The organism is Ignavibacteriales bacterium, from assembly GCA_016709155.1.
Lineage (GTDB): Bacteria > Bacteroidota > Ignavibacteria > Ignavibacteriales > Ignavibacteriaceae > JADJEI01.
Window position 1 is genome coordinate 504,044 of sequence record JADJEI010000001.1, and the last position, 24,568, is coordinate 528,611.

Below are 24,568 nucleotides of genomic sequence, written 5' to 3' on the forward strand. Positions count from 1 at the left end.
CAGTTAATTTCCGCCAGGCGGCTGGGGGGGTAGATTATCAAAATCACATTTAATATTTATGTTAGTAACGAGTTGTCCTTGTGGGATTATTAATTTACCCGGATTTGCAGAATCGCCTTCAGCATAATAAATTCCTGCCACCACCCAATCTTTTCTATCAAAAGAGACTTCTTCTGAAAATGATTGTGCAACGCAAACATAAGAATATTCACCAGCTGGAATTAATCCACCAACAGGTACAAAACCTTGTCAGCAACTGAATCAAGCGGATCGCGGAACACAACTATATGAGTGCGTTTTGCGCTATCAGGCCAAGCACCAACAAATACGACTGCTCCGCTAAATCCTTCAGGCTGCGAGGAATCAGAATCGATTGCTGGCTCGATTCCACCCCCACAGCCACAAAGGATAATTACAATATAAAATGCGGCAGCAAGAACTCTGTGAAGTTTGTTCAAACCACCTCACCTATCAAATTAAATTTTTCTTTTAAATTTGAAAATAATGCACCTAAATTTTTCAATTCATCAGAAGAGATAACTGCAACCAAACCTATTCCGCAATTAAAAACTTTGTGCATTTCTTCATTAGAAATATTTGCAGTTTGCTGAATAAGATTAAAGATTGCAGGCATTTCCCAGGTGCGCCAGTGAATTAACAGATCCAAACCTTTGGGAATTATTCGCTTTGTGTTTCCAATGATTCCACCACCGGTAATGTGTGATAATCCTTTTATATCAACGGAATTTTTTAATGTTGATATTAAAGCCAGATAGGATTTGTGAACTTTTAGAAGTTCATCGCCAAGTGTGTTGTTAAGTTCAGGAATAAAATCTTTTACATTAAATTTTTCAAGTAAAACTTTTCTTGCAAGTGAGTATCCATTTGTATGTAATCCATGTGATGGAAATCCAATTAGTAAATCTCCTTTTTGAATTCTCTTTCCATCAATAATTTTTGATTTATCAACAACTCCAACAATTGTACCTGAAACATCAAAATCATTTTCTTGATACAATCCGGGCATCTCGGCAGTTTCGCCGCCTATCAATGCACATTCATTTTCTTTGCAAGCGATTGAAAATCCTTTAACAACATCAGCAGCTTTATCTGGATTTAATTTTCCTGTTGCATAATAATCCAAAAAGAAAAGTGGTTTGGCGCCACAAACAGCAATATCATTTACACAGTGATTAACTAAATCCTGACCAATAGTATCAAACTTACTCATATCAACAGCAACTTTAAGTTTTGTTCCAACTCCATCAACAGACGAAACTAAAACAGGTTTTTCAAAACCAGAAAAATCTGGCTCGTAAAAAGCACCAAACATTCCGATATCAGTTAAAACACTTTTATTAAATGTAGATTTAGCGTAACCTTTAATTTTATCAACAGTTTTTTCTCCTGCTTCAATATCAACTCCGGCAGCTTTATATGTTTGATCCAAAATTATCTCTCGATTTTCATTTAAAGTGGATTAAAATTTCACAAAAAAATTTACGACTTATCTAACATTATTACAATTTAGATTTAGTTATTCTTCAGCTTCTATATTAACAAATTGATTTTTATTCAATCGATAATCTATAAATGCAGTTGGATTTTTTTTGTTATTAAAAAATCAACAGTGCAAAAACTTGTTTCAGAATTCCAAAATTTTCATTTATCAAAATATTAGAATTATATATTTTTTGATGTACGCAACTAATATTTTATTCTATTATTTGTTGATACTAAGTAATATCTGATATATTTTTAAACATTACTTAACAAGTATTATTTAGAAAATATGAGAACCAGCAGTTTATTTAGCAAAGAACAAGATTACTCACTCAGAATTACAGCTTATTTAGCCTCACTCGAAAATGGGCAAATTATTAATGTTAATAGACTTTCAAAAAATCTTTATATCTCAAAAATTTTTGCAGCACGAATTATCCATAAACTAAAAAATGCAAATATCACTGGCTCTGTTCAAGGAAAGTATGGCGGAGTTTATTTAAAAGCCAAGCCAAAAGAGATTTCTATTTGGGATGTTTTAAATGCAGTAGGGTTTAATACAAGATTAAATGATTGTATGAATGATCATTTTACCTGCGAGCTAATGTTCGGATGTAAGTTTCATAATTTTTTTTTAGTGCAAGAAAATGTTCTTGTAACAAAATTAAAAGAGCAAAAAATTTCTGATTATGTATTTCAACAATTTAAATAACATTATTCTTTAAACATTTAAAGAGGTTAGAATATGGATGTCTTAACTCTTTCCAGATTGCAGTTTGCAATTGTAACTGTATATCACTTTTTCTTCGTCCCAATTACTCTTGGTCTTTCTATTGCAGTTGCGATTATGCAAACAGCATACTATCGTACAGGCAATGAAAGTTATAAAAAAATGACAAAGTTTTGGGGAAAACTTTTCTTAATAAATTTTGCTATTGGTGTTGCTACCGGTATTGTTCAAGAGTTTCAGTTCGGTATGAACTGGTCACAGTATTCAAGATTTATGGGAGATATATTTGGTGCTCCTTTAGCAATCGAAGCACTGTTAGCATTTTTTATGGAATCAACATTTTTAGGAATCTGGGTTTTTGGCTGGGATCGAATTCCAAAAAAAATGCACTTAGCTTCAATCTGGTTAGTAGCAATCGGCTCTAATCTTTCTGCAATATGGATTTTAGCGGCTAACTCTTTTATGCAGCAACCGGTTGGATATGCTGTGCGAAATGGTCGTGCAGAGATGACTGACTTTTTTGCACTGATAACAAACGGACATCTTTGGGTTCAATTTCCTCACGTATTTTTTGGTGCTGTTGCAACCGCAGGATTTTTAATATTATCAATCAGCGCATATCATCTTGTAAAAAAAGAAAAACACGATGTGTTTAAAAAATCATTTAAGTTTGGTGCAGCTTATGCTTTGCTTGGGTCATTATTGGTTATTCTTGTTGGTCACACGCAGGCTCAGTATATGGTTAAAGTGCAACCGATGAAAATGGCTGCTGCAGAAGCTTTGTGGGAAACTGAAAATCCTGCCTCAATGTCTTTATTTACTTTTGGTTATGAAGCAAATCGTAAAGATATCTTTGCAATTAAAATTCCGGGTGGATTAAGTTTTTTAGCTTACAATAAATTTGAAGGTGAAGTAAAAGGGATCAATCAATTACAAAAAGAAACCGAAGAAAAATTTGGTACTGGAAATTATGTTCCGCCAATTGCAATTTCTTACTGGACTTTTAGAATTATGGTCGGGACAGGATTTTTAATGTTGTTAATTGCTGCACTTTCTCTCTTAAAAGCTTATAAACAAAATTATGAGTTCAACCCTCTATTCTATAAAATTGTTTTTTGGTCAATGCTGCTTCCAGTAATTGCAAACACTACAGGTTGGTTGTTTACAGAAATTGCAAGACAGCCGTGGACAGTTTTCGGTTTATTTACAACTGCTAATTCAGTATCAAACACAGTTTCTGCAGGCGAAGTTTTATTCTCACTAATTGCTTACACTGCAATTTATGCAGTTCTTATGGTGATTATGATTTCGCTGATGAAAAAATTTGCTACAAGAAATGTTAATGAAATTGAGATTGAAGATCACGAAGCAGTTGAAGACAAAATTTTTAGTAAAGCATAGGAGATAACAATGGACTTAAATATTATTTGGTTTATACTAATCGGTGTGCTCTTTGTCGGATTTTTCTTTTTAGAAGGATTTGATTACGGAGTCGGAATTCTCTTACCATTTATAGGTAAAGAAGACAGAGAACGTCGCGCAATAATAAATTCTATCGGCACTTTTTGGGATGGTAATGAAGTTTGGATGCTAACTGCAGGCGGCGCAATGTTTGCAGCTTTTCCAAATTGGTATGCAACATTGTTTAGTGGATTTTATCTTGCACTTGTTGTGATGCTCTTAGCTTTAATTGCTCGCGGAGTTGCATTTGAATACAGAAGTAAAAAAGATGATCCTGTTTGGCGTAACCGATGGGATTGGGTAATCTTTGTAGGGAGTTTTGTTCCTGCATTACTTTGGGGTGTTGCAATATCAAACATTATACGTGGTGTTCCAATAGATGCAAATATGAATTATACAGGAAACTTTTTTACACTCCTTAATCCATATTCATTAGTTGGTGGATTAACTTCAGTAGCTCTATTTACATTACACGGATCTATTTTTCTATCACTAAAATTAACTGATAATCTTTTAGATAGAGCAAGAAACATTGCTGGAAAACTCTGGCTGCCTGCAACACTATTACTATTTGCTTATGTTATTTTTGGATACTTTGATACAGATATGTTTTCAAAACTTGGTGTTAATCCCGGTGTTGTTCCAATTATAGCTGGCATTGCTATTCTTATAGTTGGATATCTTTTAAAGATAAAAAAAGAAGGCTGGGCTTTTGTAATGACAGGAATTACAATTGCATTTTCAACCATTACAGTTTTTATGGGATTGTTTCCAAGAGTAATGGTATCAAGCACAAACAATGATTATAGTTTAACAATTTACAATGCTTCTTCAAGTCCATATACATTACAAGTTATGAGTATTGTTGCTTTAATATTTGTACCAATTGTTTTGGCTTATCAAGCATGGTCATATTGGGTTTTTAGAAAACGAGTTTCTACAAAATCTAAACTTGAGTACTAAACATAATTTCTATTATTAAAGAGGTTGTCACAAAACTCTCATTTTGTCAGTCTGAATATTATGACTTAGTCAAGCTGTTTTTAATAATTCTGGATTAATAGATTTAAAGTTTTCTGTATAAGCAATTCCAGAATTAATAACAGCACAAGTTATTTTTAACAGTTTATTTTCAATGTTGTTTAGAATAAGTCTATTGTTTTTCCCTTCTGCTTGTTTACGAAGGAAATATTTCTTAAAATTTTGATTATGTGTTCTTACAGATAATGCAGCAAGATAAAGAAGTTTTCTAAGTTTAGCCGGACCACACATTCGTGATCTTGGCGGTTTATGCAGTGATGTTCCGCTAATCTGTTCGTAAGGACATATTCCAGAATAAGCAGCAATATGCTTGTAGTTTAGTTGTTCAGTAAATCCTTTTGTAAGAACAAGAAGATTTGCAGCTAAAAGTAATCCAACACCAGGAACAGACTTAGCAAGAGAAATGTTGTTCTTGAATGAATCGTCTTTATCAACTAAGGTTTTAATTTCCTGATCTATCTGTTTGATATGTTCTTTGAGTTTACTGATAGTTTGCTCGTATATCTGGTTAGCCAGAGGAGTTTGGTAGTATTTGTGCTTTAGAGTCTTAAGAGCATTTACATTAGCAATCATCTGAACACTAAGGTGTTCACGAGTAGTTAAAAGCACCTGTGTTTGCTCTATAATCTCATTTATAGGCTTCCAGATGGGAAGTTTATCAGAATACCTGTAAGCATATTCTGCTATGGATAGAGCATCAACAAAGTCGTTCTTTCTTGGTGAATCTTTAGTCTTGTTCTTTATCTTGTGCGGAGCTTCAATGGAAATGGTAAATCCTTTTGAAGCTAAGAAGTAAGAGATGTTTTCAGAATAAACACCTGTTGCTTCCATACAAATGATGGCATCAGATTGTTTAATGTTATTATTAGAGAGCAAAGTTAAAAACTCATTAGAGCCATCAATGTTATTTGAGAACTTTTGTGTTGAGAAAACAAGATTATCAGGACTGGTAATGCAGCTGGCAGAAAAGTCATCTGCCGAAATATCAAAGCCGATGAAATATTTTGTTGTTTGCATTGTTCTTTTTTATAAAACACCAAAGTGGTACGAGCTTACTCCATTTTAATAATCTTAAATACGGAAATATTATTTAGCTTTAACCACCAAAGAGCCGGGTCTTAATCAGACTTTAGTTTTAACTTGAGCGTGCCATAGACTTACTCGGCTCTTTGGGTATTTTATTTAATCCTTATTTTGTTATTAAATGTTTTATATTAAAATAAAATAAATTACACACTAAGTCTAATGGAGCTTGTCGAAGACTGATGGCAATACCATAGTCAATTCACACTTCGATGGCGTTGCGACTCCGTGTGGCATTAAAAATTACTTTTGAGACAGCCTCTTTTTTAATTTTTATTGTAGCTACAATAAACGATAAGAGAAAAGAAATGAAAAAAATAATTTTATCATCGATAAATGTAGTTGAGGATATAATATACTCAGTAGTTGCATTGATTTTAATAGCAAGTTCTTTTCTTTTGATATACAATGAAATACTGACATTCCCACAAGTTTTTCAAGAAGCCAACCAATTAAAAGTGCTTATAGAGATTATTTCTAAAACACTGTTGCTAGTTATGGTTCTGGAAATTTTATATACCGTGCGTATAACAATGCGAGATCACATTCTTTGTGCAGAACCATTTTTAATTGTTGGTTTGATTGCTGCTATACGAAGAATCCTAATTATAAGTGTTGAAACTGCCTATTATCAGGAAAGAATAAATACATATATGCTTGAAATAAGTGTGTTATCAATTATGATCTTAATTTTTGTTGTTTCTATTGTTCTGCTAAAAAAGTACAAGGTTTAAGTATTATATGATCTTAAATAGTAACTTTTTTATAACAACACTTATATAATGAATTTTAGCAAAGAACTTTTTAGTGAAATTAAACCAGTTAGAATAAATTTTATTCTTGTTATTTTTTTTGGATTACTCGCCGCTGTAACAACAATTCTACTCGCACTGTCTTTAAGCAAAATTATTAATGGAGTTTTTTTATCGCAGCAAACATTACAAGATGTTTCTACGTTAATAATAATTTTTATAATTCTTGCTTTCCTAAAATCAATCCTAATTTGGAGCCAGCAATTCTTTTCTACAAGCCTTGTTACATTTGTAAAAAAATCTTTTCGAAAAAAAATATTATTAAAAATTGAAGAGATTGGACTGCTAAAACTAAAATCAGAAAGAACCGGCGAACTTGTAAACACTTTATTAAATGGAGTTGATAAACTTGAAGATTATTTTTCAAAGTTTCTCCCTCAAATGTTTTTATCGATCTTTATACCAATTATAATTTTAATTTTTGTTTTTCCACTCGATTGGCTGACCGCCATTGTATTTATAGTTACTGCTCCAATTATTCCAATTTTTATGTTTCTTATCGGTTCAATTGCAGAAAAGATGAACAGGAAGCAGTGGCAAACTTTAAGCAGGATGAGTGCTTACTTTCTTGACGTTTTACAAGGATTAACTACTCTAAAAATATTTAACCGTATCAATGATACAATCAAAAAGATCGATGATATTTCTAATCAATTTAGAATTAAAACTCTCAATGTTTTAAAGATTGCATTTCTTTCTGCTTTGGTTCTCGAAGTAACTGCAACAATCAGTGTAGCTGTTGTCGCTGTTGAAATCGGGTTGAGACTTTTAAACGGCAACTTTGTTTTTTCTGATGCGCTGTTCATTTTAATTATTGCACCGGAGTTTTATTTACCGTTAAGAATTTTAGGTACAACATATCATGCCAGAATGGAAGGCATTGCAGCGTTTGAGAGAATTAATGATGTACTGAATTATAAATCATCTAAATCCAATTTTGTTAGCAATGCAAATGTTGAATGTAATTTTAATATTAAAGATTCTATTTCTTTAAATAATATTTCTTACACATATACTGATAGAGAAATAAAAGCTTTAGATAATGTTTCTTTAACTATCGAGACTAATAAAGTAACTGCAATTGTTGGAGCATCAGGCTCAGGTAAAACTACTTTAATGAATATCCTGTTAAGATTTTTCAATCCAACTGATGGTAATATTTTTATTGGAGAAACAGATTTACAATTTGTTAAAGAAGAATACTGGAGAAATAATCTTTCATGGCTTCCACAAAATCCACATCTCTTTTCAAAAACGATTCTTGAGAATTTACAAATTGCAAAACAACAAGCATCATTTGATGAGGTTTTAAATGCTGCAAAGAGTGCCCGCATCCACGAATTTATTTTAAAACTTGCAAATGGATATAACACTTTAGTTGGTGAAAATGGAGCAAAGTTAAGCGGCGGAGAAATCCAAAGAATAGCTTTAGCACGAGCTTATTTGCGTAACGCTCCCCTTCTATTTGTTGATGAGCCAACTGCAAATTTAGATCCTATTGTTGAAGATGAAATTGTAAAAGATATGCACAAACTTTTTTACGGTAAAACTGTTTTTATTATTGCACATCGTTTAAATACTATTGTTAAAGCTGATAAAATAATTGTAATGAGAGATGGAAGAATCGAAGAATTAGGTAATCACAATGAGTTATTATTAAGAAACGGTTACTATAAAAAACTACTTGATGCTCACGGTGAAATGATATGATAAAAATATTTATCAAAATTGTTTCACTTGGAAAAGAATATAAATTATGGATGCTGCTTGCAGCACTGTTAGGATTTTTTACTGTTGGAAGCGGAATTGGATTGATGATGACATCATCTTACCTGATTGCAAAAGCTGCTTTACAAACTCCAATCTATCAATTACAGGTTGCAATAGTTGGAGTAAGATTTTTTGGAATATCTCGCGGCATTTTTAGATATTTAGAAAGATATATCTCACACAACGTTACATTTAAACTACTTGTAAAATTTAGAGTCTGGTTTTTCAAATCTTTAATTCCACTTGTACCATCCAAAACAATTGATCTTTCGAGCGGGGATTTGCTTTCAAGATCTATTGAAGATATTGAAAGTATCGAACACATTTTTGTCAGAGTGATTTCGCCGCCCTTTATTTTTGTCGCAACTTCTGTATTGATGTTTGGGCTGCTTAGTATTTTCAGTTTAACTTACTCGCTGATATTTATATTTATGTTCTTTACTTCTGCAATGGGAATTCCATTACTAACTTTTTTATTAAGCAATAAAACAGGCAAAGAAATTATTTCACTTAAATCTAAGTTGAAGGAATTTTCTATTGATAACATTCAAGGTCTATCAGAATTAATATTTTATAATCAAAAGAAAATTTGATAAACGATTTTGATCTTCTGAATAATAAACTGATAAAAGCTGAAACCAGAATGAATAACATTCAATCGTTACACGAAAGTTTAACCGGTTTGATGATGAACTTAACTGTAATTGTAATGTTACTTACAGCAATTCCGGATGTTACAAATGGAATTCTTGAAGGTGTTTACTTATCCGTAATCTCAATTGGAATTATGGCGTCGTTCGAAGCGGTTGCACAAATTCCACAAGCATTTCAATATCTTGGAAAGAGCACAGAAGCGGGAAATAGATTATTTAAAATTACTGAGACGAGTAACCAACGGCTTGACCAAAATACTGTAACTGAATTTCCTTCGGATTATAATTTAAGATTAGATAATATTTCATTTTCTTATAACACCAAGACCAATGCACTTGCAAATATTTCCTTTTCAGTTAATCCCGGAGAAAAAGTTGCAATTGTTGGTGCAAGTGGTGCTGGTAAATCTACACTTGTAAACATCTTAACCAAACTATGGGATTATAATTCTGGTGATATTTTTCTTGGTAGCCTAAACTATAAAAATATTTCTGATGACAGAATTAGAAATATTATTTCTGTTGTACCGCAAAAAGTCCATTTATTTACCGGAACAATAAAAGAAAATCTTCTAGTCGCAAAACCTGATGCAACAGATGATGAACTTATGCTTGCATTATCCAAAGTTAATCTTGAAACACTTGTAAATAGTTTACCTGAAAAGTTAAATACAAATATCGGTGAGCTTGGTAAAAAATTAAGTGGTGGAGAAAGTAAGCGTTTAACAATTGCAAGAGCATTATTAAAGGATTCACAAATAATAATATTTGATGAAATAAATTCTCACGTTGATAATCTGACAGAAAAAAAAATTCTCGAAACAGTTTCAAAAATTCCAAAAGACAAATCAATTTTATTTATAACACATCGAATTGTACAAATGGAAATGTTTGATAGAATTATTGTTTTCTCAAACGGAAAGATTGTTGAAAGTGGCTTGCACCAGGAATTATTAGAACAAGACGGTTATTATAAAAAACTAATTGATTTTCAGAATCAAAAAATTACTGATACTGATTTGAGGTTAACTTTAAATTAATTTTTGAAAAGTTATAATCGTATTTATTATTATGAAGTATAAAACAATAAAATTTATTTAAGTGCTTGTGTTTTAGAAATAAAATTCTCAGGCATTTGTACTGCAACAACTCTTCCTTTAGCAGTAACCACTCCGTTTGCCGAAACTGTTATTTCGGAAATAACTTTTCTTCCTTTCTGCTCTATGATCTTACCGCGCAGTTCTAATTCTGGTCCGAGCGGAGTTGGTTTTAAATATTCAACTTGCAGTGAAGCCGTAACAAAACGAAAAGGCGGCAAAGTATCGAACTCTCTTCCTTCAGCTTTGTATGCAGCTAAAGCTCCGGTTCCTGTTCCGTGGCAATCAATTAATGATGCAATCAATCCACCATAAACATAACCGGAATTGCAGTATGATATTCTTTTGGAGTGAAGTGTGCAACAGTTTCATCACCATCCCAAAAGCTTTTTATTTGATGACCGTGTTCATTATTTCTTCCACAGCCGTAACAATAACTCAACTCATCTGGATAGTAATCTTGAATTGGTTTAGTATTCACTTAATCACCTTAATTTTAGATTCCTTTTTTTATCAATACAAATAAATGACTTGTTGTCGGTTTATTCTTAATTTCTTTTATGATTTTTAATTCAGCTTTATCAGCTAAATCTTTAAGACCACCGTTGCGGACATAATTTTTATAATTTCTGTAATGATCAATTCCGGCAGCAAACTCGACAACTTCATTCAGTGCACTCCAGAATCCATTTGGTCGTGGGACAAGATAATCGCCAATGATAATTTTATCGGCAATTTGAGATAATTCTTTTAGAAGATTGATTCTATCTTCTTCATTTACTTCGTGAATGACATAAGTCATCACTGCATAATCGAAATGAAAATTTTGAGAGATTAGAGTAGAAAAATTTGTGTGAAGAAATGAAATTCTTTCGTTTGGATTCTTGGAAAGGGTCTGATTTGCTTTATCAATATTTTTTTTAGATAAATCTATTCCAACTACTTTAGCAGATTTATCCGCAACAGTAAAAGGAAATCTACCCGTGCCGCAGCCAATATCAATTACTGTAAAGTTTGGTTCAATAATCTTTTTTATCTCGCTAAATAATCTATCCTGATTTGGAGCGATAAATTTATCGTAAAACCAGCCATCGTACCAATGATTTTTATTCTGTGTCATAAATTATCTGATAGGTTGCAGACTGTTGTTATTTTAATTGAAAAATATATCAGTGTTTCTTTCTGCTTTCTCCTTGGTTTTTCGTGTAAGAAACTGGAGTAGTTACACCGAGAACCACAGAGAAAGATCACAATTTAGTGAACAAGTTCTTGTTCGCTTAATTCTTTTTTAAGATTATTAATGTAATCAGCCGCACTGAGCGCAGCGATAGTTCCATCTGCAACAGCAGTTGTAACCTGGCGATATTTTTTATGGATTGAATCACCGGCGGCAAAACTCCACGAACATTTGTTTTCATATCTTTATCAACAACAATTTCTTTCCACTCATTTAATTCAACTATTCCTTCCAACGATTCCGTATTTGGTACGTAACCGATAAAAATAAAAGCGCCATCAATTTTTATCTCAGTAATTTCTTGTGTTGATTGATTTTGAATTTTTATTGATTCAAGTTTTTCATCACCAATAAACTCAATAATCTTTGATTCCATTATGAATTGAATTTTCTCATTTTTCTTGGCTTCATCAACATAATGCTCTAATGCCTGGAAGTTATCAAACTGATGAACAATGGTAATTTTAGATGCATATTTTGTAAGAGAAACTGCTTCTTCTAAAGCAGAATTACCCCCACCAACAACAATAATTTCTTTATCTTGAAAGAAATCACCATCACAAGTTGCACAATATGAAATACCTTTGCCTTTAAAATTATCTTCTCCAAAAGCGCCAATCATTCGTGATTTTCCGCCAGTTGAAATAATGACTGAATTTGATGTGTAAACATCTTTGTTGTTGACAGTAACTTTTTTTCTACACCATTCAACTCTAGTGATGTAATCTTTATGTTTGATTTGATAACACATCCAAACTTTTGTGCTTGTGTTTTCATTGCTCTTGCAAGTTCATATCCGCTTATATTTTCTACACCGGGATAATTTGCAATCTCGTGAGTAAGCACCATTTGTCCCCCAACAGCGCCTTCATTTAAAATCAAAGTTTTAACTTTTGCACGTGAAAGATAAATCCCAGCGGTTAATCCGGCAGCTCCTGCACCAATAACTATTACATCAAAATGATTATCCATAATTTTATCCAAGTTTACATTATAAAGATGACATCTTTTTATAAAGATGACATCTTTTAATTACAAAAGAAATTTATTTACCAAAATGTTCATCGAGAATCGCTGTAACCTGCTCTCTTGATTGAATACTGCTTGTAGCTTTAACAACTTTTCCGTTTTTATAATAAATTGTAAATGGTATGCCTTGAAAACTCCTGCACTCAGAAAGATTTCTAATTACTTTTGCATCCGGCAAATCAAATTCCATATCAACAAACTTTACGTTCTTATATTCACTTTCAAGTTCTTCCATTACTTCATAAACTGGTATGCACATTGGTCCCATTCTTCCGCAGCAAACCATTACGTTTTCATTATTCTTAATTAATTCAGAATGTTCTTTTCTGAAAGCAGATGTTTTAAATTTGTTCTTAACATTTTTATCCTTTTTGATTTTTATTTTTAATTAATCTTCAACAACGCCAAGAATATCGGACCGTTGTAATATCCTGTATTCTTTACCATTCATTTCAATTTCATCTCCACCGTATTTAGCAAACAAGACTTTATTACCCTCTTTAATTTTTTCTTTAAGGTCTTCATCAGTTCCTACTGCAATCACGGTTCCAACACGAGGTTTTTCTTTAGCAGTATCTGGTATAATTAATCCGGAAGAAGTTTTTTCTTCGGCTGGCATTGGTTCAAGTAAAACACGGTCGTCTAAAGGTTTAATTTTCATTTTAACTCCATTAATTTTTTATGTTTAACATTTGGTTGATTTTATTTCTATCGAAACCTACTATTGCTTTATTGTTTATTAAAATAACAGGCACGCCCATTTGTCCGGTTCTGCGCATCATATCTCTGGCGGCAGACTGATCACGGGAAACGTCAACATCAGTAAATCGAATATTTTTTCTCTGAAATATCTTTTGCCTGATTACAAAAACTACAGGTGGGTGTAGAGAATACAATTACTTTGGGTTGTGTCCATATTTAACTTCTTAAAATTTATTTTTGTTGCAAGTATGATGAAGAGTTAATAAAATAGATTCATAATTTATCTGTCCTATTAATCTATCTTGATTTGGTAAAATGAATGCATCATAAAACCAGCCATCGTACAGGAGATTTTTATTCCTATTCATCGTTTCAAAATCCTATAGCGTAAAATATCAACCCAATCGTTAATCCAATTACAAAGTTGAATACTTTTAGTTTGATTGAATCTTTAAGTGAATATGAAAGCATCGGCAGCATTCCATGCCCATCTTGAACAATAGAACTTGTTAACAAAACAGAAAATGGAATTAATCCTTGTGCAAAAAGAGTAACAAATATCAAATGCGGACCAGATTCCGGTATCAATCCAACTAAAGCACCAACAATCAGAAAGACAATTTTGTATTGCGAGGTAAACTGTTCGAGATGCAAATAGTGAAGACCAAACTCAACGATAGCTAAAGCACCGAATGTCCAAAGTGCAGTTTTCCACAGATGCTTTTTAATTATGTGTCCAAAAATATGTTCTTTAAGATAATGTGTAAATCCACCTTCCATAGGATGAGTAATCATCTCCTTGCAATTTTCGCAAGTAGGGATTTTATATTTCCTAACAATAAAATCTATAAGCCAACCGCTGAATATTCCGATAACAAAAAGAATGGCAAAGAGAATTAAAGCATCCTTTGGAAACATAGCAAGCATCACAAACGCCTCATCGCCTGAAACGGCTATCATAGCGCCAGCAAGTGCACCAAAGCTTATCAATCCGTGGATGTAAAGTGAAACATTTGTAAATCCGCCGATACAACCGGGCACTGTTCCAATTAACGATGCTAAAATGTACTGCCTAAACTGTTTTGCATTCTTAAAGAATAATTCAAGTTTCTCTTTGGTTAACACATTTAGTAAATCAACAGCAATCATCATTACTGCAGCAAGTAACGAAATCTGGGTTGACTCTTTTAGTATTTTTAAAATTATATCCATTAAAGTTTCTTAATTTTTATCTTTCTATTAATTAGATGTAAGAAGTTCTTGTTGGTTACTCCTAAAAAGATTTTTAGTTAGTAAACCTGGGTATAATAAATCACTCTGATTTTGAGGAAGCATTTGGCCGGAAGTTAAATTCATTAGGACACATTTTTGAGTCGCTGTAAAAGAGAGTTTTCCGTTAACAATGATTTCGGCTTTTAGTATAAAAACACCGTGCGAATAACTTTGCAATAACATTTTACCAACCGGTCTATCAAAAAGTTTTATCTGCTTTTTATATTTTATTTCGCTCGAAGTTACAACAGGGTAGAAATTTATAGCCAGCAGTTTTTCTAAAGGATATATTTTGGTAAGTAATTCTATACGCATATCTTCTAGCCAGCGTATATAAACTACGTTATTTACGTGTCCGGCAACATCAATATCATAAGTTTTAACTTCAATATTTATTTCGATACTTATGATTTTATTATAAGTCTCCATCTCTTTTAAGGTAATAATATTGCTGCTGCAATAACCGTTTTCCATAAACCCGTTTTATCTCCTTCAGCAGATTGAGTTACATTAAATGTTTTTACAATTTTTCCGGACATCTTAAATTCCTGCTCCCTTTCATTCCAATCAGATTCAGGATTAAAGTCTACACCTAATGTAGTAGCAAGCATTTGTGCAGCAAGATCCTCAGCATAGTCACCAGCATTTTTTTCTGTCACTCCGAAAGGATGATATTCAGAAAGATATCCATATTGAGTATTGTCAGCAGGGATGGCAACTCCAATTGATGCAGCAATTAATCTGTTGGGTTCGTTATTTGAGTTTCTTGCCATGACTGCAAATGTAATTTGTCCGGGCAATAATTCTTTTAGTCCTTCTTCCCTGCTTATCCGTTTGCAGGATGGCGGGAATATACTGCTGACAGCAACAAGGTTACATTTTTCAATTCCTGCGTTTCGTAATGCTAGTTCAAAAGAACTAAGGTAATCTTTATGCCTGCCAACTCCTTTTGTAAAAAATATTTTTGTTGGTACGTACAATTTTATTTCCTCCTGGAAATTCTGAAAATAGTATAATTCAAGCCGATCCAACTTGAACCGGCTGTTAAATAATAAATCATCCAATACTTGCTTTGATCATCCAGATTTGTTTTTCTAGCCAGGCAACATTGTTATCAGCATAACTTGCCGTTGGCATATCTAGCATTTCATTAGCAGTTTTAGATATAACCTTAAATTCTTTGTTCAGATATTCAAAATCTGCAAGCACTGAACTCAAAACAATTCTAACATCAAATTCATTTTTACTTTCTTCATTCAGTGAAGCATTATTAAGATAATCTTGTAACGTTGCCAACGGTTTTCCGCCAAGCTGCACAACTCTCTCTGCCGCTTCATCATATTGCTCCGCAAAGTAATCGTAATACCCTTCGGTCATTTCATGAATAGATTTAAAATTCATTCCTTTCACATTCCAGTGATAGTTATGAAGTTTTACGTATAGTACTTGAAGATTTGCAAGATTTTTGTTCAACAATTCAATGAGTTTATTAGATTTCATTTCACTTTTCCTCTTTTTGTTTTGATAAATAATTAGTTATTGCGTCTGTAACCTTTAATTTGCTACTTAAACCACTTACAATTTTAATATTCCCTCTTTTAAGTGCTTCTTCAGCCTTATCACCAACGTGACTCGTTAATAAAATATTTACTCCCTTGTTAATTAAAACTTCTGCTGCTTTGGGGCCTGCACCACCTTGTGCTTTTTCTGCAGGATTGGGAACAGCTTCCAACTTCATTGTATCCGGATCAACAATTAAAAAGAATTGGCATCGTCCAAATCTTTCATTTACCAAAGAATCGAATGAATCTCCGGATGATGTTACTGCTATTAACATTTTTAGTCCTCTCAGTTTAAAATGATTTTCTGAATATCATTCCAAATAATCTTGAATTTGTTTTTATAGGAATGATCATATTCAATTATAGATTTAGAATTTTGAATTGCTTTAATGAATTTTTTGTCAAAGGGAATTTTTGCAAGCAGAGAAATTCCTTCTGATTCTATAAATTGCTCAATAACATTGCTCATATCAGTGTTGATATCATATTTATTTACTATCACACCACTTGGAATCTTAAATATCTTTAACAGGTTTATTAATCTTTTTAAATCGTGTAAACCAGATTGTGTCGGTTCAGTTACAATCACAACAAAATCTACTCCAGATAAACTTGCATTAACAGGACAACCAATTCCGGGTGGTCCATCAATTATTATCCATTTTACATTTCCCTTAACCTGTTCATGGGCTTTCTTTTTAATTTCGCTTACAAGTTTACCGGAGTTACCTTCACCCGCTAATAATTGTGCATAATAGAATTTAGAGTGATCTTCTAACTCACACTCCGAATAAACTCCGGATTTTGATTCATAAAATGAAATTGCATCATCCGGACAAACACGAAAACAAAAACCACATCCTTCACAGCTTGTTCTGTTTACTTTAAAATTCTTTATAGCATCAAATCTGCAGACTGATTCACACATTCCACATTGCGAACATTTATTGGGATTGATTTCAGCCTTTTTCCCACCGTAGTAATCGTACTCTGAGTTGATGTAGTAATCAAAAACTAAATGCATATTAGCAGCATCAACATCGGTGTCAATTACAAGTTTATTTTCCGCAATTTCTGATAATGCAGTTGCAACAGTTGTTTTACCGGTTCCACCTTTACCGCTAAGTATTACAATTTGTTTATAGTGTTTCTCAGGCATACACTTTTTCAATCACTTCTTTTTTAATTTTTTCTAACAGATCTACCATCATTGTTTTATAATCTTTAACTGTTTCTATTGGAAGTTTTCCTTTTGAATAACTTTCAGCAATATCCATTCTAAATGGAATCTTTAACAAAAGATTCAATCTATTGTTTTGAATGTATTCATCCAGCAAAGAAAAATTTTCATCATATTTATTTATTACGATCCCATATGGAATATTTATTTGTCTCAATACATTCATTGCTAGTTTAAGATCATTAAGTCCAAACGGAGTTGATTCTGTAACGAGTACACAAAAATCTGAATCTTTAACTGCTTCCAGCATTGAACAGGAAGTCCCAGGAGGAGAATCTATGATTATCGGTCTGTCTCCTTTATAAGCATTCTTAACTTTTTTAATTAGTGGAGCCGCAGAAGCTTCACCAACTTTCAGATAAGCATCATAAAACAAAATATTATTTGAAGTTTCTCCTATTCTAATTTTCCCATTTTCTTTTCTTACTTCTGTAATTGCTTTTTGAGGACAAAAGTATGTACATGCTCCGCAGCTATGACAAAGTTCATCAATCAAATAAATTTCTGTTTTGAAATTAAGAAGAGCATTAAATTCACAAACCTCTGTACATTTATTACAAAAGTTGCACAGGTCATTATTTATTTTTGGAATAATCTTGTAAGAAGATTCTTCCAATGTAATTTTAGGTTTTAATAAAATATGACCATTAGGTTCTTCAACATCACAGTCGATATAAACACAGTTATTAATTACAGAAGCGAGTCCACATGCCACTGTAGTTTTCCCCGTTCCGCCTTTACCTGATGCAATTGAAATTACCAACTTGTCCCTCAATGATGATGATGTTCGTGTTTACAAGCTTCGTAACCACTTAGCTTTCCTTGCAAATAAAGATCGAACGCATCCTGAGATAGAAGTCCCGGAGCTGTGATAACATTTATACCATAATCAAGAAAATTGTTAACAGCTTTTTGTCCCATTCCACCGGCGATAATTGTGCTAACATTAAATTGCTTAACATATCCTGGTAATTGGCAAGCGCCGTTATGTTCACCGACTAAGGGATTAAAATATATTTCTGTTTTTATTAATGTTTTATCATCATCAAGTTCACAAACTTTAAATTTAGAACATCTTCCAAAATGTTCTGCAACAGTTTCTACTCCGTTATCGTTTTCTTCAATTGAAATGGCTATTCTTTCTTTCATACTATTTCCTAAATTTTATTCTGATGTTTAATTCTGATACCATTAGAAGAATTTCTTCTAAATCTTTTTCTATTTCTTTTTGTATAAAGCTCATTCTCACTAATCTCAATTTCCTCAAGTTTTTTTTCCTTAAATAACTTAATTGCTTCTTCAGCCGATTCTTTTATACAACGGTATACTTTTATATTTAAGGAATTCAAAAAACTTAATGGATGTAAGCCAATATTTGCTGTTATTAAAGCCTCAATATTTTTTTCGAAAAGAAATCGGGCGGATTGAATTCCGGCACCGCCCAATTCCGTTGAATAAGGATTTGGAAAAAAATCTGATGTATTCATTTCTGAGTCATAAATCAAAAAATATTTACTGATTCCAAATCCATTAGAAATTTCGGACAACAATTCAGGTTTTTCAATTGAGATAGCAACCAACATTGGGCTACTTCTTAAAAGTTTGGTTTCTTCCAAAACCTCTTCTTCTTCCTTGTCCTTGCTGCCCTTTTTGTGCTTGCCCAAATCCACCCCCACCTCGTGGTCTTCCACCACGTCCAAGTCCATAAATAACTTCTTGATTTTCGGATGATTGGTTTTGTCTATCGGCTTTTTCCGTTCCTGTGCAGCGTCCTCTTTTTCTTCCACTCAAAGGACCTTGTCCTTGTGGACCTGTTCCATCTAAATTTGGCATGATTAACTCCTTTTTTGATTAATTGATTTAATTCTTTTTGTAAAAAGTATTTCCATCGTATATAAGCTCTTTAATCTTTTTTGTTTCAATGAGTCTTTTTACTGTATTCCAATTTGAATTAGATTTTTTCAAATAATTTTCAACAGCATCTTTTCTCATTGGATGAACTGCCATAATGCTGATTAAACTATCTTCTGTTTCACTGGTTATAGAGAATTCATTCCCTTCATACTCATCCAATAATTCGGTGTTATTAAAAATAGATTTTACTATTCTATACACATTTTTTGTTTTTACTCTTTCCGGCCTGTGAATATTTGTTAATGGAGTAGGTCTTGTCGGAATTGTCAGATAAGAAATTTCTGGATCTACCTTTACAATAAAATGAGCAACCTTGATAAGTTCATCTTCATTATCATTCATTCCATTTATTAGCATTGTTTCAGTTACAAGTGTGCCATTGTAAATTTCTTTGAACTCCAAAATTCCATCTAATATTTTATTTAGATTAAGTGATAAAGCAGGATGATTAATATGTTTCCAGGTAGATTCATTTATTGCATCAATCTTAACTGAAACATAATCAGCGATTTTTAATGCTTCTTGAACTTCCTTTTTCCATATTAGAGATGAGTTTGTAAACACAGCAATCTTAATTCCAAAATCCTGAAGCAGTTGAATTGTTTCATAAAGATTTACATCAAGTGTTGGCTCACCATCTGGAACGAAAGAAAGATAATCGATTCTTTCTTTATTAGATTTTAGATTCTTCAAACGATCTTTTACTTCGGTATAAATAATCATAGGTGAGTAAAACTCTTTCTGCTCAGTTGATAAGTGAGTTGTCAATCCAACCTGGCAATAAACACAGGAATAGCTGCAAACTTTTGGAGGAATATTATTTATACCAAGGCTTCTTCCTAATCTTCTTGATGGTATTGGTCCAAATAAAATTGACATTTTTTTATCTCATTTTTTTATTCATTATGACTATTTAATATGATCCCAGATAACAAGAACAATAGCCCCGGATTTTGAAGTGAATGGTCCATGATCATTGTGAGCTGGAATAAATCTGTAAGTTCCAGAAGTAAACTGAACTCCTTCACTTTCATATTCACCTTCAAGAACTAAATGTTGTTCATTATAAACATGTGTGTGAGCATCAAGATGAAACCCTTGCGGTAGTTTTAACAATAATGTTTTGGAATCAATTTCATTTCGCAAAATTTTAATCCTGGTCCCAACAGGGTAACCCTCTGCTTTTTCCCAGCCAAATTCATCATAAATATTAAGTATGTTCGTCATAGTTCCACCTCTTATATTTATAGAATTATTTTCATCACTCAATTATTTAATAAGTCTTTTAGTTATGTATAAAAATATCTGATGTTAGTTTTCGTAAGTCAAGTTTTTTAAGTATATCACAATCGCAACTCAAGGATTGTAAAGCAAAATATTTCATAATTTCCTCAATTTCTAAATCGGAGAAATTTCCCTTTAGATACCATCTGGTGTATTTAAAATTTTTCTCGCATTTCTTATCACCTCCAAAGATTTCATACAAGTATGCCTGCAACAACGCTAACTGATGAAGTGGTATAGGTAATTCAAGTTTTAACATTTTAAAGCGCCCTTTTACATACTATTGAATTAAATAAAGAATCACACCTTTAGATCAGAAATAATTGTAAAAACAAGATCATCCGAAGTCACTATTTAACTCTAATTTTGCCGATTCTTTAAAATCCTTTCGTGCTTCTTTATAAAGTCCAAGTTGCATCTCAATACTTGCTCTGTTAAAAAAGGCCACAGAATCATTCGGATTTAGTTTGATAGCCTCTGTAAATAATTCAAGAGCATCTTTGTAATTCCTATTATCAGCTTGATTAACTCCAATAATATTATATACAAAAGAGTTGATCCCAGTGTCTGTTTTGGAGGAAGATGCATCAAAATAATTTTGGCTATTCATGTGCTGTCCTCTTAACTTAAATTTTAATTATCTCACCTATTCAAAAATCCTTATTAGCTGCAATATTCTATAAACGATTTACATACAGTCATTAGCAGAAATGTTAAGTATTTAATAAAGTATGGAATTTTTTTAATCATAAGCTAACCTTACTGCTCTATCCTTTAGAGTAGGTGTTATAAAGTCAATCCACTCATTATTATTCCAGGTTCCGATTTTTGTATGAGTTAAATAATATTTTTCCGGTATCGGATGAGTTCCAACAACTACTTTTAATCCATACTTTGTTTCAATAAATTCTTTAAAATGATTGATATATGGACAAGGCGGATAACCAACAACCATTCCTGTTGCAAAGTGGATTACTTCAGCACCATTTTTTTTCAATTCTTCCGGTGCATATTCAATATTTCCGCCGGGACAACCACCACAGGAAGTATAACCAACCAGTTCTACATCTTTATCTTTGTAAATATCAAAAGCACCTGCTCTTTCTTTTACAGATCTAAAACATTTTCCACCAGCACAACTTTTATATCTATCGCAAATGATTATGCCGATTTTTATTTTTTCATTCATACTCATATCCTATTTGGTTTCGGCAAGTTTAAAATATTTTTTATTTGCGAAGATTGATTTCTCAATCAATTTATTGTTTAATAATCCTTGTAAATAACCAATCTTATCATTGGCTCTGGCGAAAGAGGTTACAGCTTCTTCATTAACAGGATGTAATTCCAGTAAACCTAAAAGCTCATTTTCAAAATCATCGGTTGTAAAAATTCTTCCTTCTCCGGGCAGCATAACGTTAGTGAGTTTGGAATATTCTTTTGAATTATCTGGGATAAGTCTTTCAGTGTTTCAGTATCCGGACTTACAGCATAATTCTCAGCCGGTGGATAGATAGGCGTCATAAAATAAGAAGCATTGCGGTTGATGGTACTTAAAAAATTACCAAGTTGTTTAATCTCACTTTCATTATCGTTAAAGTTTTTAATAAGCATCGTTTCGGTTGTTAATGTACCTCTAAATTTTTTAGAGAATTGTTTTATTCCATTTAAGATCATATCATATTTTAATCTTTCGTGCGGGCGATTTATTTTTAACCACGTTTCTTCATTAATCGTATCAATCTTAAGCGATACATAATCAGCGAACATTAAATTTTCTTGAATGTTTTCATTCCATAAAAGAGCAGAATTTGTAAAGACTGCGATTTTATAATCAAACTCTCTTAACAGTTGGATTTCTTGTGACAAACTTATATCCATTGCAGGGTCCCCACTGCCGGCAAACAAAATGTAATCAATTTGTTTCCCCATTTTTGTAATTTCATCAATTTTATTTTTTACGGATACAAAAAGTTCGTAGGGAGAGAGACAATTATTTGTGCAGATAGAACAACAAGAAGTTTTTCCACTCTGGCAATAAATACAATTATATGAGCAAACTCCCGGCTTAACATTATTAATTCCCAGTACCAACCCAAGTCTTCTTGAACGTACAGGTCCATAAACTACTTTGCATTTTAATGATCTATCTTTTAGAATGCTTGTTTCAAGCTTTCTGCAAAGTAATTCGATTTTATTTTTTATCCAGGAATTTTTTTTATTTTTCATTTTGTACCTCTTTATTATAAAATATGATTACTACTTGTGTACCATAATAAAGATGCTTTTTTTGCAAAATATCCAGATTAGATTGAGATTTTTTTTGCATAATTGCATTGATTATTGCAATGTGTTGCATTACTGCATTTTATGGATTATTATTGCAATAAGTTTTAAGGATTGTAATATGTCAGATGTACAACAAATAGTTGATAAGAATAAAGAGACATTGATTATTCCCGATGGAATCATTGTAATTGGTAAAGATAAAAATATTATTGTTTTTAATGAGGCAGCTTCCCGCATATCCGGTTACTCTGAAGAAGACGCAGTAACGAATAATTTTGAATTTCTTTTTAAGAAAAATTTTGATGACAGAAAATATATTATTGAGTCGTTGGAGGATAATTTATCTTTTAATAATCTTTCATTTAACATTACCGATAGCAAAGGCAATGTTAAAAATGTACTTGCTTCAATCACTCCAATTAAAAGAGATGAAAACGTTTTAAGTGTCGTTTTTGTTTTTAGAGATACAAAAGAGATGCTTTCATTAGCAGAAGAAATTCAAGAAAAAACTTCTGAGCTGATTGATCAAAAAAATAAATTAGATGCAATTTTTAACAGCAACATTGAAGGCACTTTTACAATTGATAATGATTGGAATGTTACATCGTTTAATACATCCGCAGAAAAGATAACCGGTTACAAAAAATCTGAGGCAATCGGCAAAAAATGCTGGGACATTTTCAATTCATCAATCTGCCGTAATGGATGCCATATGGAACAAACACTGCTGAAAGGTAAAGCAATGTTGGGCAATGAATTGGAAATTATTCATAGAAGCGGAAAGAAAGTTCCTATCAGAGTTAACTCAAATATTTTAATGAATAATAAGAATGAAAAAATTGGTGCGATTGAAACTTTTCTGGATATATCTGAACTAAAAAATTTATCCGCACACTTAAATGATTTTTTTAAGTATGAAAATATTGTCGGAAGAAATAAAGAGATTAAACAAATTATTTCAGTGCTCGAAAGTGTTTCTCAAACAGATACTACGGTTTTAATTACTGGTGAAAGCGGTACGGGAAAAGAATTAGCTGCACGTGCAATACATCTAAATAGTTCAAGAAAAACAGGACCTTTCATAGCAGTCAATTGCAGTGCATTTGTCGAATCACTTATTGAGAGCGAATTATTTGGACACGAGAAAGGTTCATTTACAGGGGCAATAAAAACTAAGATTGGAAAGTTTGAACTTGCACAAGGCGGAACTTTATTTCTTGATGAAATCGGAGATCTGTCAATTGCAGTTCAGACAAAACTTTTAAGAGTTTTAGAAACGCGAGAATTTGAAAGAGTCGGCGGGAACAAAACTATAAAAATGGATGCAAGAATAATTGCAGCAACAAATAAAAATCTTTTGGATGAAATTGCTGCAGGAAGATTTCGTGAAGATTTATTTTACAGAATAAATGTAATCAACATTCACCTTCCCCCTTTGCGTGAAAGAATGGATGATCTACCTTTAATAATAAATCATTTCATTGAATCTTTTAATAAAAAGTTTAATAAAAATATAAAACAATTTTCTTCGTCAGCTTTTGATATTTTGATGGAATATAATTGGCCAGGTAATATCAGAGAATTGGAAAATGTAATTGAGCATTGTTTTGTTCTTTGCAGTGGTGACATAATTCAAGTTGAGTGCCTGCCTAAAAGATTGCGTGAACAAAAACCTAAAAAGTCAAATTCACAAGATCAGAACCCGAAAAAAGGATTTAAAGATGCCGAAAGAGAATTGATTATTTCTGTTTTAGAAAAGAACAATCACAACCGAACAAAAGCCGCAAAAGAGTTAAACATTAATCCTTCAACACTCTGGAGGAAGATTAAAAAACTTGGAATAGAATTTTAGATCTAATAAAAAAAGCCGGCTTAAAACCGGCTTTTAA

Annotated in this window: 31 protein-coding genes and 4 pseudogenes; 8 read left to right on the forward strand and 27 right to left on the reverse strand. The window is 32.3% G+C overall.

Going from position 1 to position 24,568, the window contains the following annotated elements; genetic code table 11:
• Positions 1-3: 3 nt before the first annotated feature.
• The 3 genes from IPH11_02590 to IPH11_02600 all read right to left on the reverse strand — a co-directional run bounded on the left by IPH11_02590 (position 4) and on the right by IPH11_02600 (position 1,450).
• Positions 4-144: a hypothetical protein gene (locus IPH11_02590; protein MBK6912601.1), complete on the reverse strand. Its 141-nt coding sequence runs from the start codon at positions 142-144 to the stop codon at positions 4-6.
• A gap of 77 nt (positions 145-221) precedes the next feature.
• On the reverse strand, positions 222-458 hold the full coding sequence (locus tag IPH11_02595; GenBank protein ID MBK6912602.1) for a hypothetical protein: 237 nt from the start codon (positions 456-458) through the stop codon (positions 222-224).
• Complete coding sequence (locus IPH11_02600; GenBank protein MBK6912603.1) at positions 455-1,450, reverse strand: phosphoribosylformylglycinamidine cyclo-ligase; 996 nt, start codon at positions 1,448-1,450, stop codon at positions 455-457. The genes IPH11_02595 and IPH11_02600 overlap by 4 nt, the downstream gene beginning before the upstream one ends.
• A 342-nt stretch (positions 1,451-1,792) precedes the next feature.
• Between IPH11_02600 and IPH11_02605 the strand changes: the two genes are divergently transcribed.
• Genes IPH11_02605 through cydB form a run of 3 tightly spaced genes read left to right on the forward strand, consistent with a single transcriptional unit; the run spans position 1,793 to position 4,657 of the window.
• Entirely contained in the window at positions 1,793-2,215 is a 423-nt protein-coding gene (locus IPH11_02605) for an Rrf2 family transcriptional regulator (GenBank protein ID MBK6912604.1), read from the forward strand.
• Between the two features lie 33 nt (positions 2,216-2,248).
• Entirely contained in the window at positions 2,249-3,634 is a 1,386-nt protein-coding gene (locus IPH11_02610) for a cytochrome ubiquinol oxidase subunit I (protein MBK6912605.1), read from the forward strand.
• 9 nt (positions 3,635-3,643) lie between these two features.
• The gene (gene cydB, locus IPH11_02615; protein ID MBK6912606.1) at positions 3,644-4,657 is read left to right on the forward strand and encodes a cytochrome d ubiquinol oxidase subunit II; all 1,014 of its coding nucleotides are present in this window, start codon (positions 3,644-3,646) and stop codon (positions 4,655-4,657) included.
• 69 nt (positions 4,658-4,726) lie between these two features.
• Here the strand turns inward: cydB and IPH11_02620 are convergent, their stop codons facing one another.
• Positions 4,727-5,752 carry an IS110 family transposase gene (locus IPH11_02620; protein ID MBK6912607.1) on the reverse strand — a complete coding sequence of 342 codons (1,026 nt, stop codon included), beginning with the start codon at positions 5,750-5,752 and terminating at the stop codon, positions 4,727-4,729.
• A gap of 374 nt (positions 5,753-6,126) precedes the next feature.
• Between IPH11_02620 and IPH11_02625 the strand changes: the two genes are divergently transcribed.
• From IPH11_02625 to IPH11_02640, 4 genes are read left to right on the forward strand one after another with little or no spacing between them, the layout of a single operon-like run.
• A complete protein-coding gene (locus tag IPH11_02625; protein MBK6912608.1) occupies positions 6,127-6,552 on the forward strand; it encodes a hypothetical protein in 426 nt (141 codons plus the stop codon).
• Positions 6,553-6,600: 48 nt separating this feature from the next.
• A complete protein-coding gene (cydD, locus tag IPH11_02630) occupies positions 6,601-8,340 on the forward strand; it encodes a thiol reductant ABC exporter subunit CydD (protein ID MBK6912609.1) in 1,740 nt (579 codons plus the stop codon).
• Positions 8,337-8,993 carry a hypothetical protein gene (locus IPH11_02635; protein ID MBK6912610.1) on the forward strand — a complete coding sequence of 219 codons (657 nt, stop codon included), beginning with the start codon at positions 8,337-8,339 and terminating at the stop codon, positions 8,991-8,993. Before cydD ends, IPH11_02635 begins: the two co-directional genes overlap by 4 nt.
• Complete coding sequence (locus tag IPH11_02640; GenBank protein MBK6912611.1) at positions 8,990-10,093, forward strand: ATP-binding cassette domain-containing protein; 1,104 nt, start codon at positions 8,990-8,992, stop codon at positions 10,091-10,093. The genes IPH11_02635 and IPH11_02640 overlap by 4 nt, the downstream gene beginning before the upstream one ends.
• Positions 10,094-10,146: 53 nt before the next feature.
• On the opposite strand, the pseudogene IPH11_02645 reads toward IPH11_02640, so the two are convergent.
• The 23 genes and pseudogenes from IPH11_02645 to IPH11_02755 all read right to left on the reverse strand — a co-directional run bounded on the left by IPH11_02645 (position 10,147) and on the right by IPH11_02755 (position 22,619).
• Positions 10,147-10,631, reverse strand: a pseudogene (locus IPH11_02645) (PaaI family thioesterase).
• A gap of 15 nt (positions 10,632-10,646) precedes the next feature.
• Positions 10,647-11,270: a class I SAM-dependent methyltransferase gene (locus tag IPH11_02650; protein MBK6912612.1), complete on the reverse strand. Its 624-nt coding sequence runs from the start codon at positions 11,268-11,270 to the stop codon at positions 10,647-10,649.
• 134 nt (positions 11,271-11,404) lie between these two features.
• Positions 11,405-12,359: pseudogene (locus tag IPH11_02655) on the reverse strand (FAD-dependent oxidoreductase).
• Positions 12,360-12,432: 73 nt separating this feature from the next.
• Positions 12,433-12,776 (reverse strand): annotated as a pseudogene (locus tag IPH11_02660) (thioredoxin family protein).
• A gap of 28 nt (positions 12,777-12,804) precedes the next feature.
• Positions 12,805-13,077 (reverse strand): co-chaperone GroES, encoded by a 273-nt coding sequence (locus tag IPH11_02665; GenBank protein MBK6912613.1) that lies wholly within the window; start codon positions 13,075-13,077, stop codon positions 12,805-12,807.
• Positions 13,078-13,087: 10 nt separating this feature from the next.
• A pseudogene (locus IPH11_02670) lies at positions 13,088-13,334 on the reverse strand (glutaredoxin family protein).
• Between the two features lie 8 nt (positions 13,335-13,342).
• The gene (locus tag IPH11_02675; GenBank protein MBK6912614.1) at positions 13,343-13,486 is read right to left on the reverse strand and encodes a hypothetical protein; all 144 of its coding nucleotides are present in this window, start codon (positions 13,484-13,486) and stop codon (positions 13,343-13,345) included.
• A 4-nt stretch (positions 13,487-13,490) separates the two neighbouring features.
• Entirely contained in the window at positions 13,491-14,330 is an 840-nt protein-coding gene (locus IPH11_02680; GenBank protein MBK6912615.1) for an arsenic efflux protein, read from the reverse strand.
• 27 nt (positions 14,331-14,357) lie between these two features.
• A complete protein-coding gene (locus IPH11_02685; protein MBK6912616.1) occupies positions 14,358-14,864 on the reverse strand; it encodes an acyl-CoA thioesterase in 507 nt (168 codons plus the stop codon).
• Positions 14,825-15,370, reverse strand: a complete 546-nt coding sequence (locus IPH11_02690) for an arginine decarboxylase, pyruvoyl-dependent (GenBank protein ID MBK6912617.1) — start codon at positions 15,368-15,370, stop codon at positions 14,825-14,827. Before IPH11_02690 ends, IPH11_02685 begins: the two co-directional genes overlap by 40 nt.
• 76 nt (positions 15,371-15,446) lie before the next feature.
• Positions 15,447-15,890, reverse strand: a complete 444-nt coding sequence (locus IPH11_02695) for a DNA starvation/stationary phase protection protein (GenBank protein ID MBK6912618.1) — start codon at positions 15,888-15,890, stop codon at positions 15,447-15,449.
• 1 nt (position 15,891) lies between these two features.
• Complete coding sequence (locus IPH11_02700) at positions 15,892-16,227, reverse strand: NifB/NifX family molybdenum-iron cluster-binding protein (GenBank protein MBK6912619.1); 336 nt, start codon at positions 16,225-16,227, stop codon at positions 15,892-15,894.
• Positions 16,228-16,238: 11 nt separating this feature from the next.
• A complete protein-coding gene (locus tag IPH11_02705; protein MBK6912620.1) occupies positions 16,239-17,111 on the reverse strand; it encodes an ATP-binding protein in 873 nt (290 codons plus the stop codon).
• Positions 17,104-17,955, reverse strand: a complete 852-nt coding sequence (locus IPH11_02710) for an ATP-binding protein (GenBank protein ID MBK6912621.1) — start codon at positions 17,953-17,955, stop codon at positions 17,104-17,106. The genes IPH11_02705 and IPH11_02710 overlap by 8 nt, the downstream gene beginning before the upstream one ends.
• An 8-nt stretch (positions 17,956-17,963) precedes the next feature.
• Positions 17,964-18,341: a NifB/NifX family molybdenum-iron cluster-binding protein gene (locus IPH11_02715; protein MBK6912622.1), complete on the reverse strand. Its 378-nt coding sequence runs from the start codon at positions 18,339-18,341 to the stop codon at positions 17,964-17,966.
• Positions 18,342-18,349: 8 nt separating this feature from the next.
• Positions 18,350-18,775, reverse strand: coding sequence for a NifB/NifX family molybdenum-iron cluster-binding protein (locus IPH11_02720; GenBank protein MBK6912623.1), 426 nt, complete (start codon positions 18,773-18,775; stop codon positions 18,350-18,352).
• Between the two features lie 4 nt (positions 18,776-18,779).
• The gene (locus IPH11_02725) at positions 18,780-19,025 is read right to left on the reverse strand and encodes a DUF5320 domain-containing protein (GenBank protein MBK6912624.1); all 246 of its coding nucleotides are present in this window, start codon (positions 19,023-19,025) and stop codon (positions 18,780-18,782) included.
• Positions 19,026-19,052: 27 nt separating this feature from the next.
• Entirely contained in the window at positions 19,053-19,985 is a 933-nt protein-coding gene (locus tag IPH11_02730; GenBank protein ID MBK6912625.1) for a radical SAM protein, read from the reverse strand.
• A 30-nt stretch (positions 19,986-20,015) separates the two neighbouring features.
• Positions 20,016-20,333, reverse strand: a complete 318-nt coding sequence (locus IPH11_02735; protein ID MBK6912626.1) for a cupin domain-containing protein — start codon at positions 20,331-20,333, stop codon at positions 20,016-20,018.
• Between the two features lie 394 nt (positions 20,334-20,727).
• On the reverse strand, positions 20,728-21,000 hold the full coding sequence (locus tag IPH11_02740) for a tetratricopeptide repeat protein (protein ID MBK6912627.1): 273 nt from the start codon (positions 20,998-21,000) through the stop codon (positions 20,728-20,730).
• A gap of 132 nt (positions 21,001-21,132) precedes the next feature.
• A complete protein-coding gene (locus tag IPH11_02745) occupies positions 21,133-21,579 on the reverse strand; it encodes a CGGC domain-containing protein (protein ID MBK6912628.1) in 447 nt (148 codons plus the stop codon).
• Between the two features lie 9 nt (positions 21,580-21,588).
• A complete protein-coding gene (locus tag IPH11_02750) occupies positions 21,589-21,804 on the reverse strand; it encodes a hypothetical protein (GenBank protein ID MBK6912629.1) in 216 nt (71 codons plus the stop codon).
• Positions 21,747-22,619, reverse strand: a complete 873-nt coding sequence (locus tag IPH11_02755) for a radical SAM protein (protein ID MBK6912630.1) — start codon at positions 22,617-22,619, stop codon at positions 21,747-21,749. Before IPH11_02755 ends, IPH11_02750 begins: the two co-directional genes overlap by 58 nt.
• A 178-nt stretch (positions 22,620-22,797) precedes the next feature.
• On the opposite strand from IPH11_02755, the gene IPH11_02760 reads away from it, so the two are divergent.
• The gene (locus IPH11_02760; GenBank protein ID MBK6912631.1) at positions 22,798-24,531 is read left to right on the forward strand and encodes a sigma 54-interacting transcriptional regulator; all 1,734 of its coding nucleotides are present in this window, start codon (positions 22,798-22,800) and stop codon (positions 24,529-24,531) included.
• Positions 24,532-24,568 lie beyond the last annotated feature (37 nt).

Excerpts from the sequence above, each read along its gene's own strand:
- IPH11_02680 (MBK6912615.1), bottom strand. The coding sequence starts at position 14,330 with ATGGATATAATTTTAAAAATACTAAAAGAGTCAACCCAGATTTCGTTA.
- IPH11_02730 (MBK6912625.1), bottom strand. The coding sequence starts at position 19,985 with ATGTCAATTTTATTTGGACCAATACCATCAAGAAGATTAGGAAGAAGC.
- IPH11_02685 (MBK6912616.1), bottom strand. The coding sequence starts at position 14,864 with ATGGAAAACGGTTATTGCAGCAGCAATATTATTACCTTAAAAGAGATG.
- IPH11_02700 (MBK6912619.1), bottom strand. The coding sequence starts at position 16,227 with ATGTTAATAGCAGTAACATCATCCGGAGATTCATTCGATTCTTTGGTA.
- IPH11_02610 (MBK6912605.1), top strand. The coding sequence starts at position 2,249 with ATGGATGTCTTAACTCTTTCCAGATTGCAGTTTGCAATTGTAACTGTA.
- IPH11_02675 (MBK6912614.1), bottom strand. The coding sequence starts at position 13,486 with ATGAATAGGAATAAAAATCTCCTGTACGATGGCTGGTTTTATGATGCA.
- IPH11_02705 (MBK6912620.1), bottom strand. The coding sequence starts at position 17,111 with ATGCCTGAGAAACACTATAAACAAATTGTAATACTTAGCGGTAAAGGT.
- cydB (MBK6912606.1), top strand. The coding sequence starts at position 3,644 with ATGGACTTAAATATTATTTGGTTTATACTAATCGGTGTGCTCTTTGTC.
- IPH11_02750 (MBK6912629.1), bottom strand. The coding sequence starts at position 21,804 with ATGCTGCCCGGAGAAGGAAGAATTTTTACAACCGATGATTTTGAAAAT.
- IPH11_02755 (MBK6912630.1), bottom strand. The coding sequence starts at position 22,619 with ATGAAAAATAAAAAAAATTCCTGGATAAAAAATAAAATCGAATTACTT.
- IPH11_02745 (MBK6912628.1), bottom strand. The coding sequence starts at position 21,579 with ATGAATGAAAAAATAAAAATCGGCATAATCATTTGCGATAGATATAAA.
- IPH11_02605 (MBK6912604.1), top strand. The coding sequence starts at position 1,793 with ATGAGAACCAGCAGTTTATTTAGCAAAGAACAAGATTACTCACTCAGA.
- IPH11_02725 (MBK6912624.1), bottom strand. The coding sequence starts at position 19,025 with ATGCCAAATTTAGATGGAACAGGTCCACAAGGACAAGGTCCTTTGAGT.
- IPH11_02625 (MBK6912608.1), top strand. The coding sequence starts at position 6,127 with ATGAAAAAAATAATTTTATCATCGATAAATGTAGTTGAGGATATAATA.
- IPH11_02760 (MBK6912631.1), top strand. The coding sequence starts at position 22,798 with ATGTCAGATGTACAACAAATAGTTGATAAGAATAAAGAGACATTGATT.
- IPH11_02735 (MBK6912626.1), bottom strand. The coding sequence starts at position 20,333 with ATGACGAACATACTTAATATTTATGATGAATTTGGCTGGGAAAAAGCA.
- IPH11_02635 (MBK6912610.1), top strand. The coding sequence starts at position 8,337 with ATGATAAAAATATTTATCAAAATTGTTTCACTTGGAAAAGAATATAAA.
- cydD (MBK6912609.1), top strand. The coding sequence starts at position 6,601 with ATGAATTTTAGCAAAGAACTTTTTAGTGAAATTAAACCAGTTAGAATA.
- IPH11_02715 (MBK6912622.1), bottom strand. The coding sequence starts at position 18,341 with ATGAAAGAAAGAATAGCCATTTCAATTGAAGAAAACGATAACGGAGTA.
- IPH11_02695 (MBK6912618.1), bottom strand. The coding sequence starts at position 15,890 with ATGAAATCTAATAAACTCATTGAATTGTTGAACAAAAATCTTGCAAAT.
- IPH11_02650 (MBK6912612.1), bottom strand. The coding sequence starts at position 11,270 with ATGACACAGAATAAAAATCATTGGTACGATGGCTGGTTTTACGATAAA.
- IPH11_02665 (MBK6912613.1), bottom strand. The coding sequence starts at position 13,077 with ATGAAAATTAAACCTTTAGACGACCGTGTTTTACTTGAACCAATGCCA.
- IPH11_02740 (MBK6912627.1), bottom strand. The coding sequence starts at position 21,000 with ATGAATAGCCAAAATTATTTTGATGCATCTTCCTCCAAAACAGACACT.
- IPH11_02620 (MBK6912607.1), bottom strand. The coding sequence starts at position 5,752 with ATGCAAACAACAAAATATTTCATCGGCTTTGATATTTCGGCAGATGAC.
- IPH11_02720 (MBK6912623.1), bottom strand. The coding sequence starts at position 18,775 with ATGTTGGTTGCTATCTCAATTGAAAAACCTGAATTGTTGTCCGAAATT.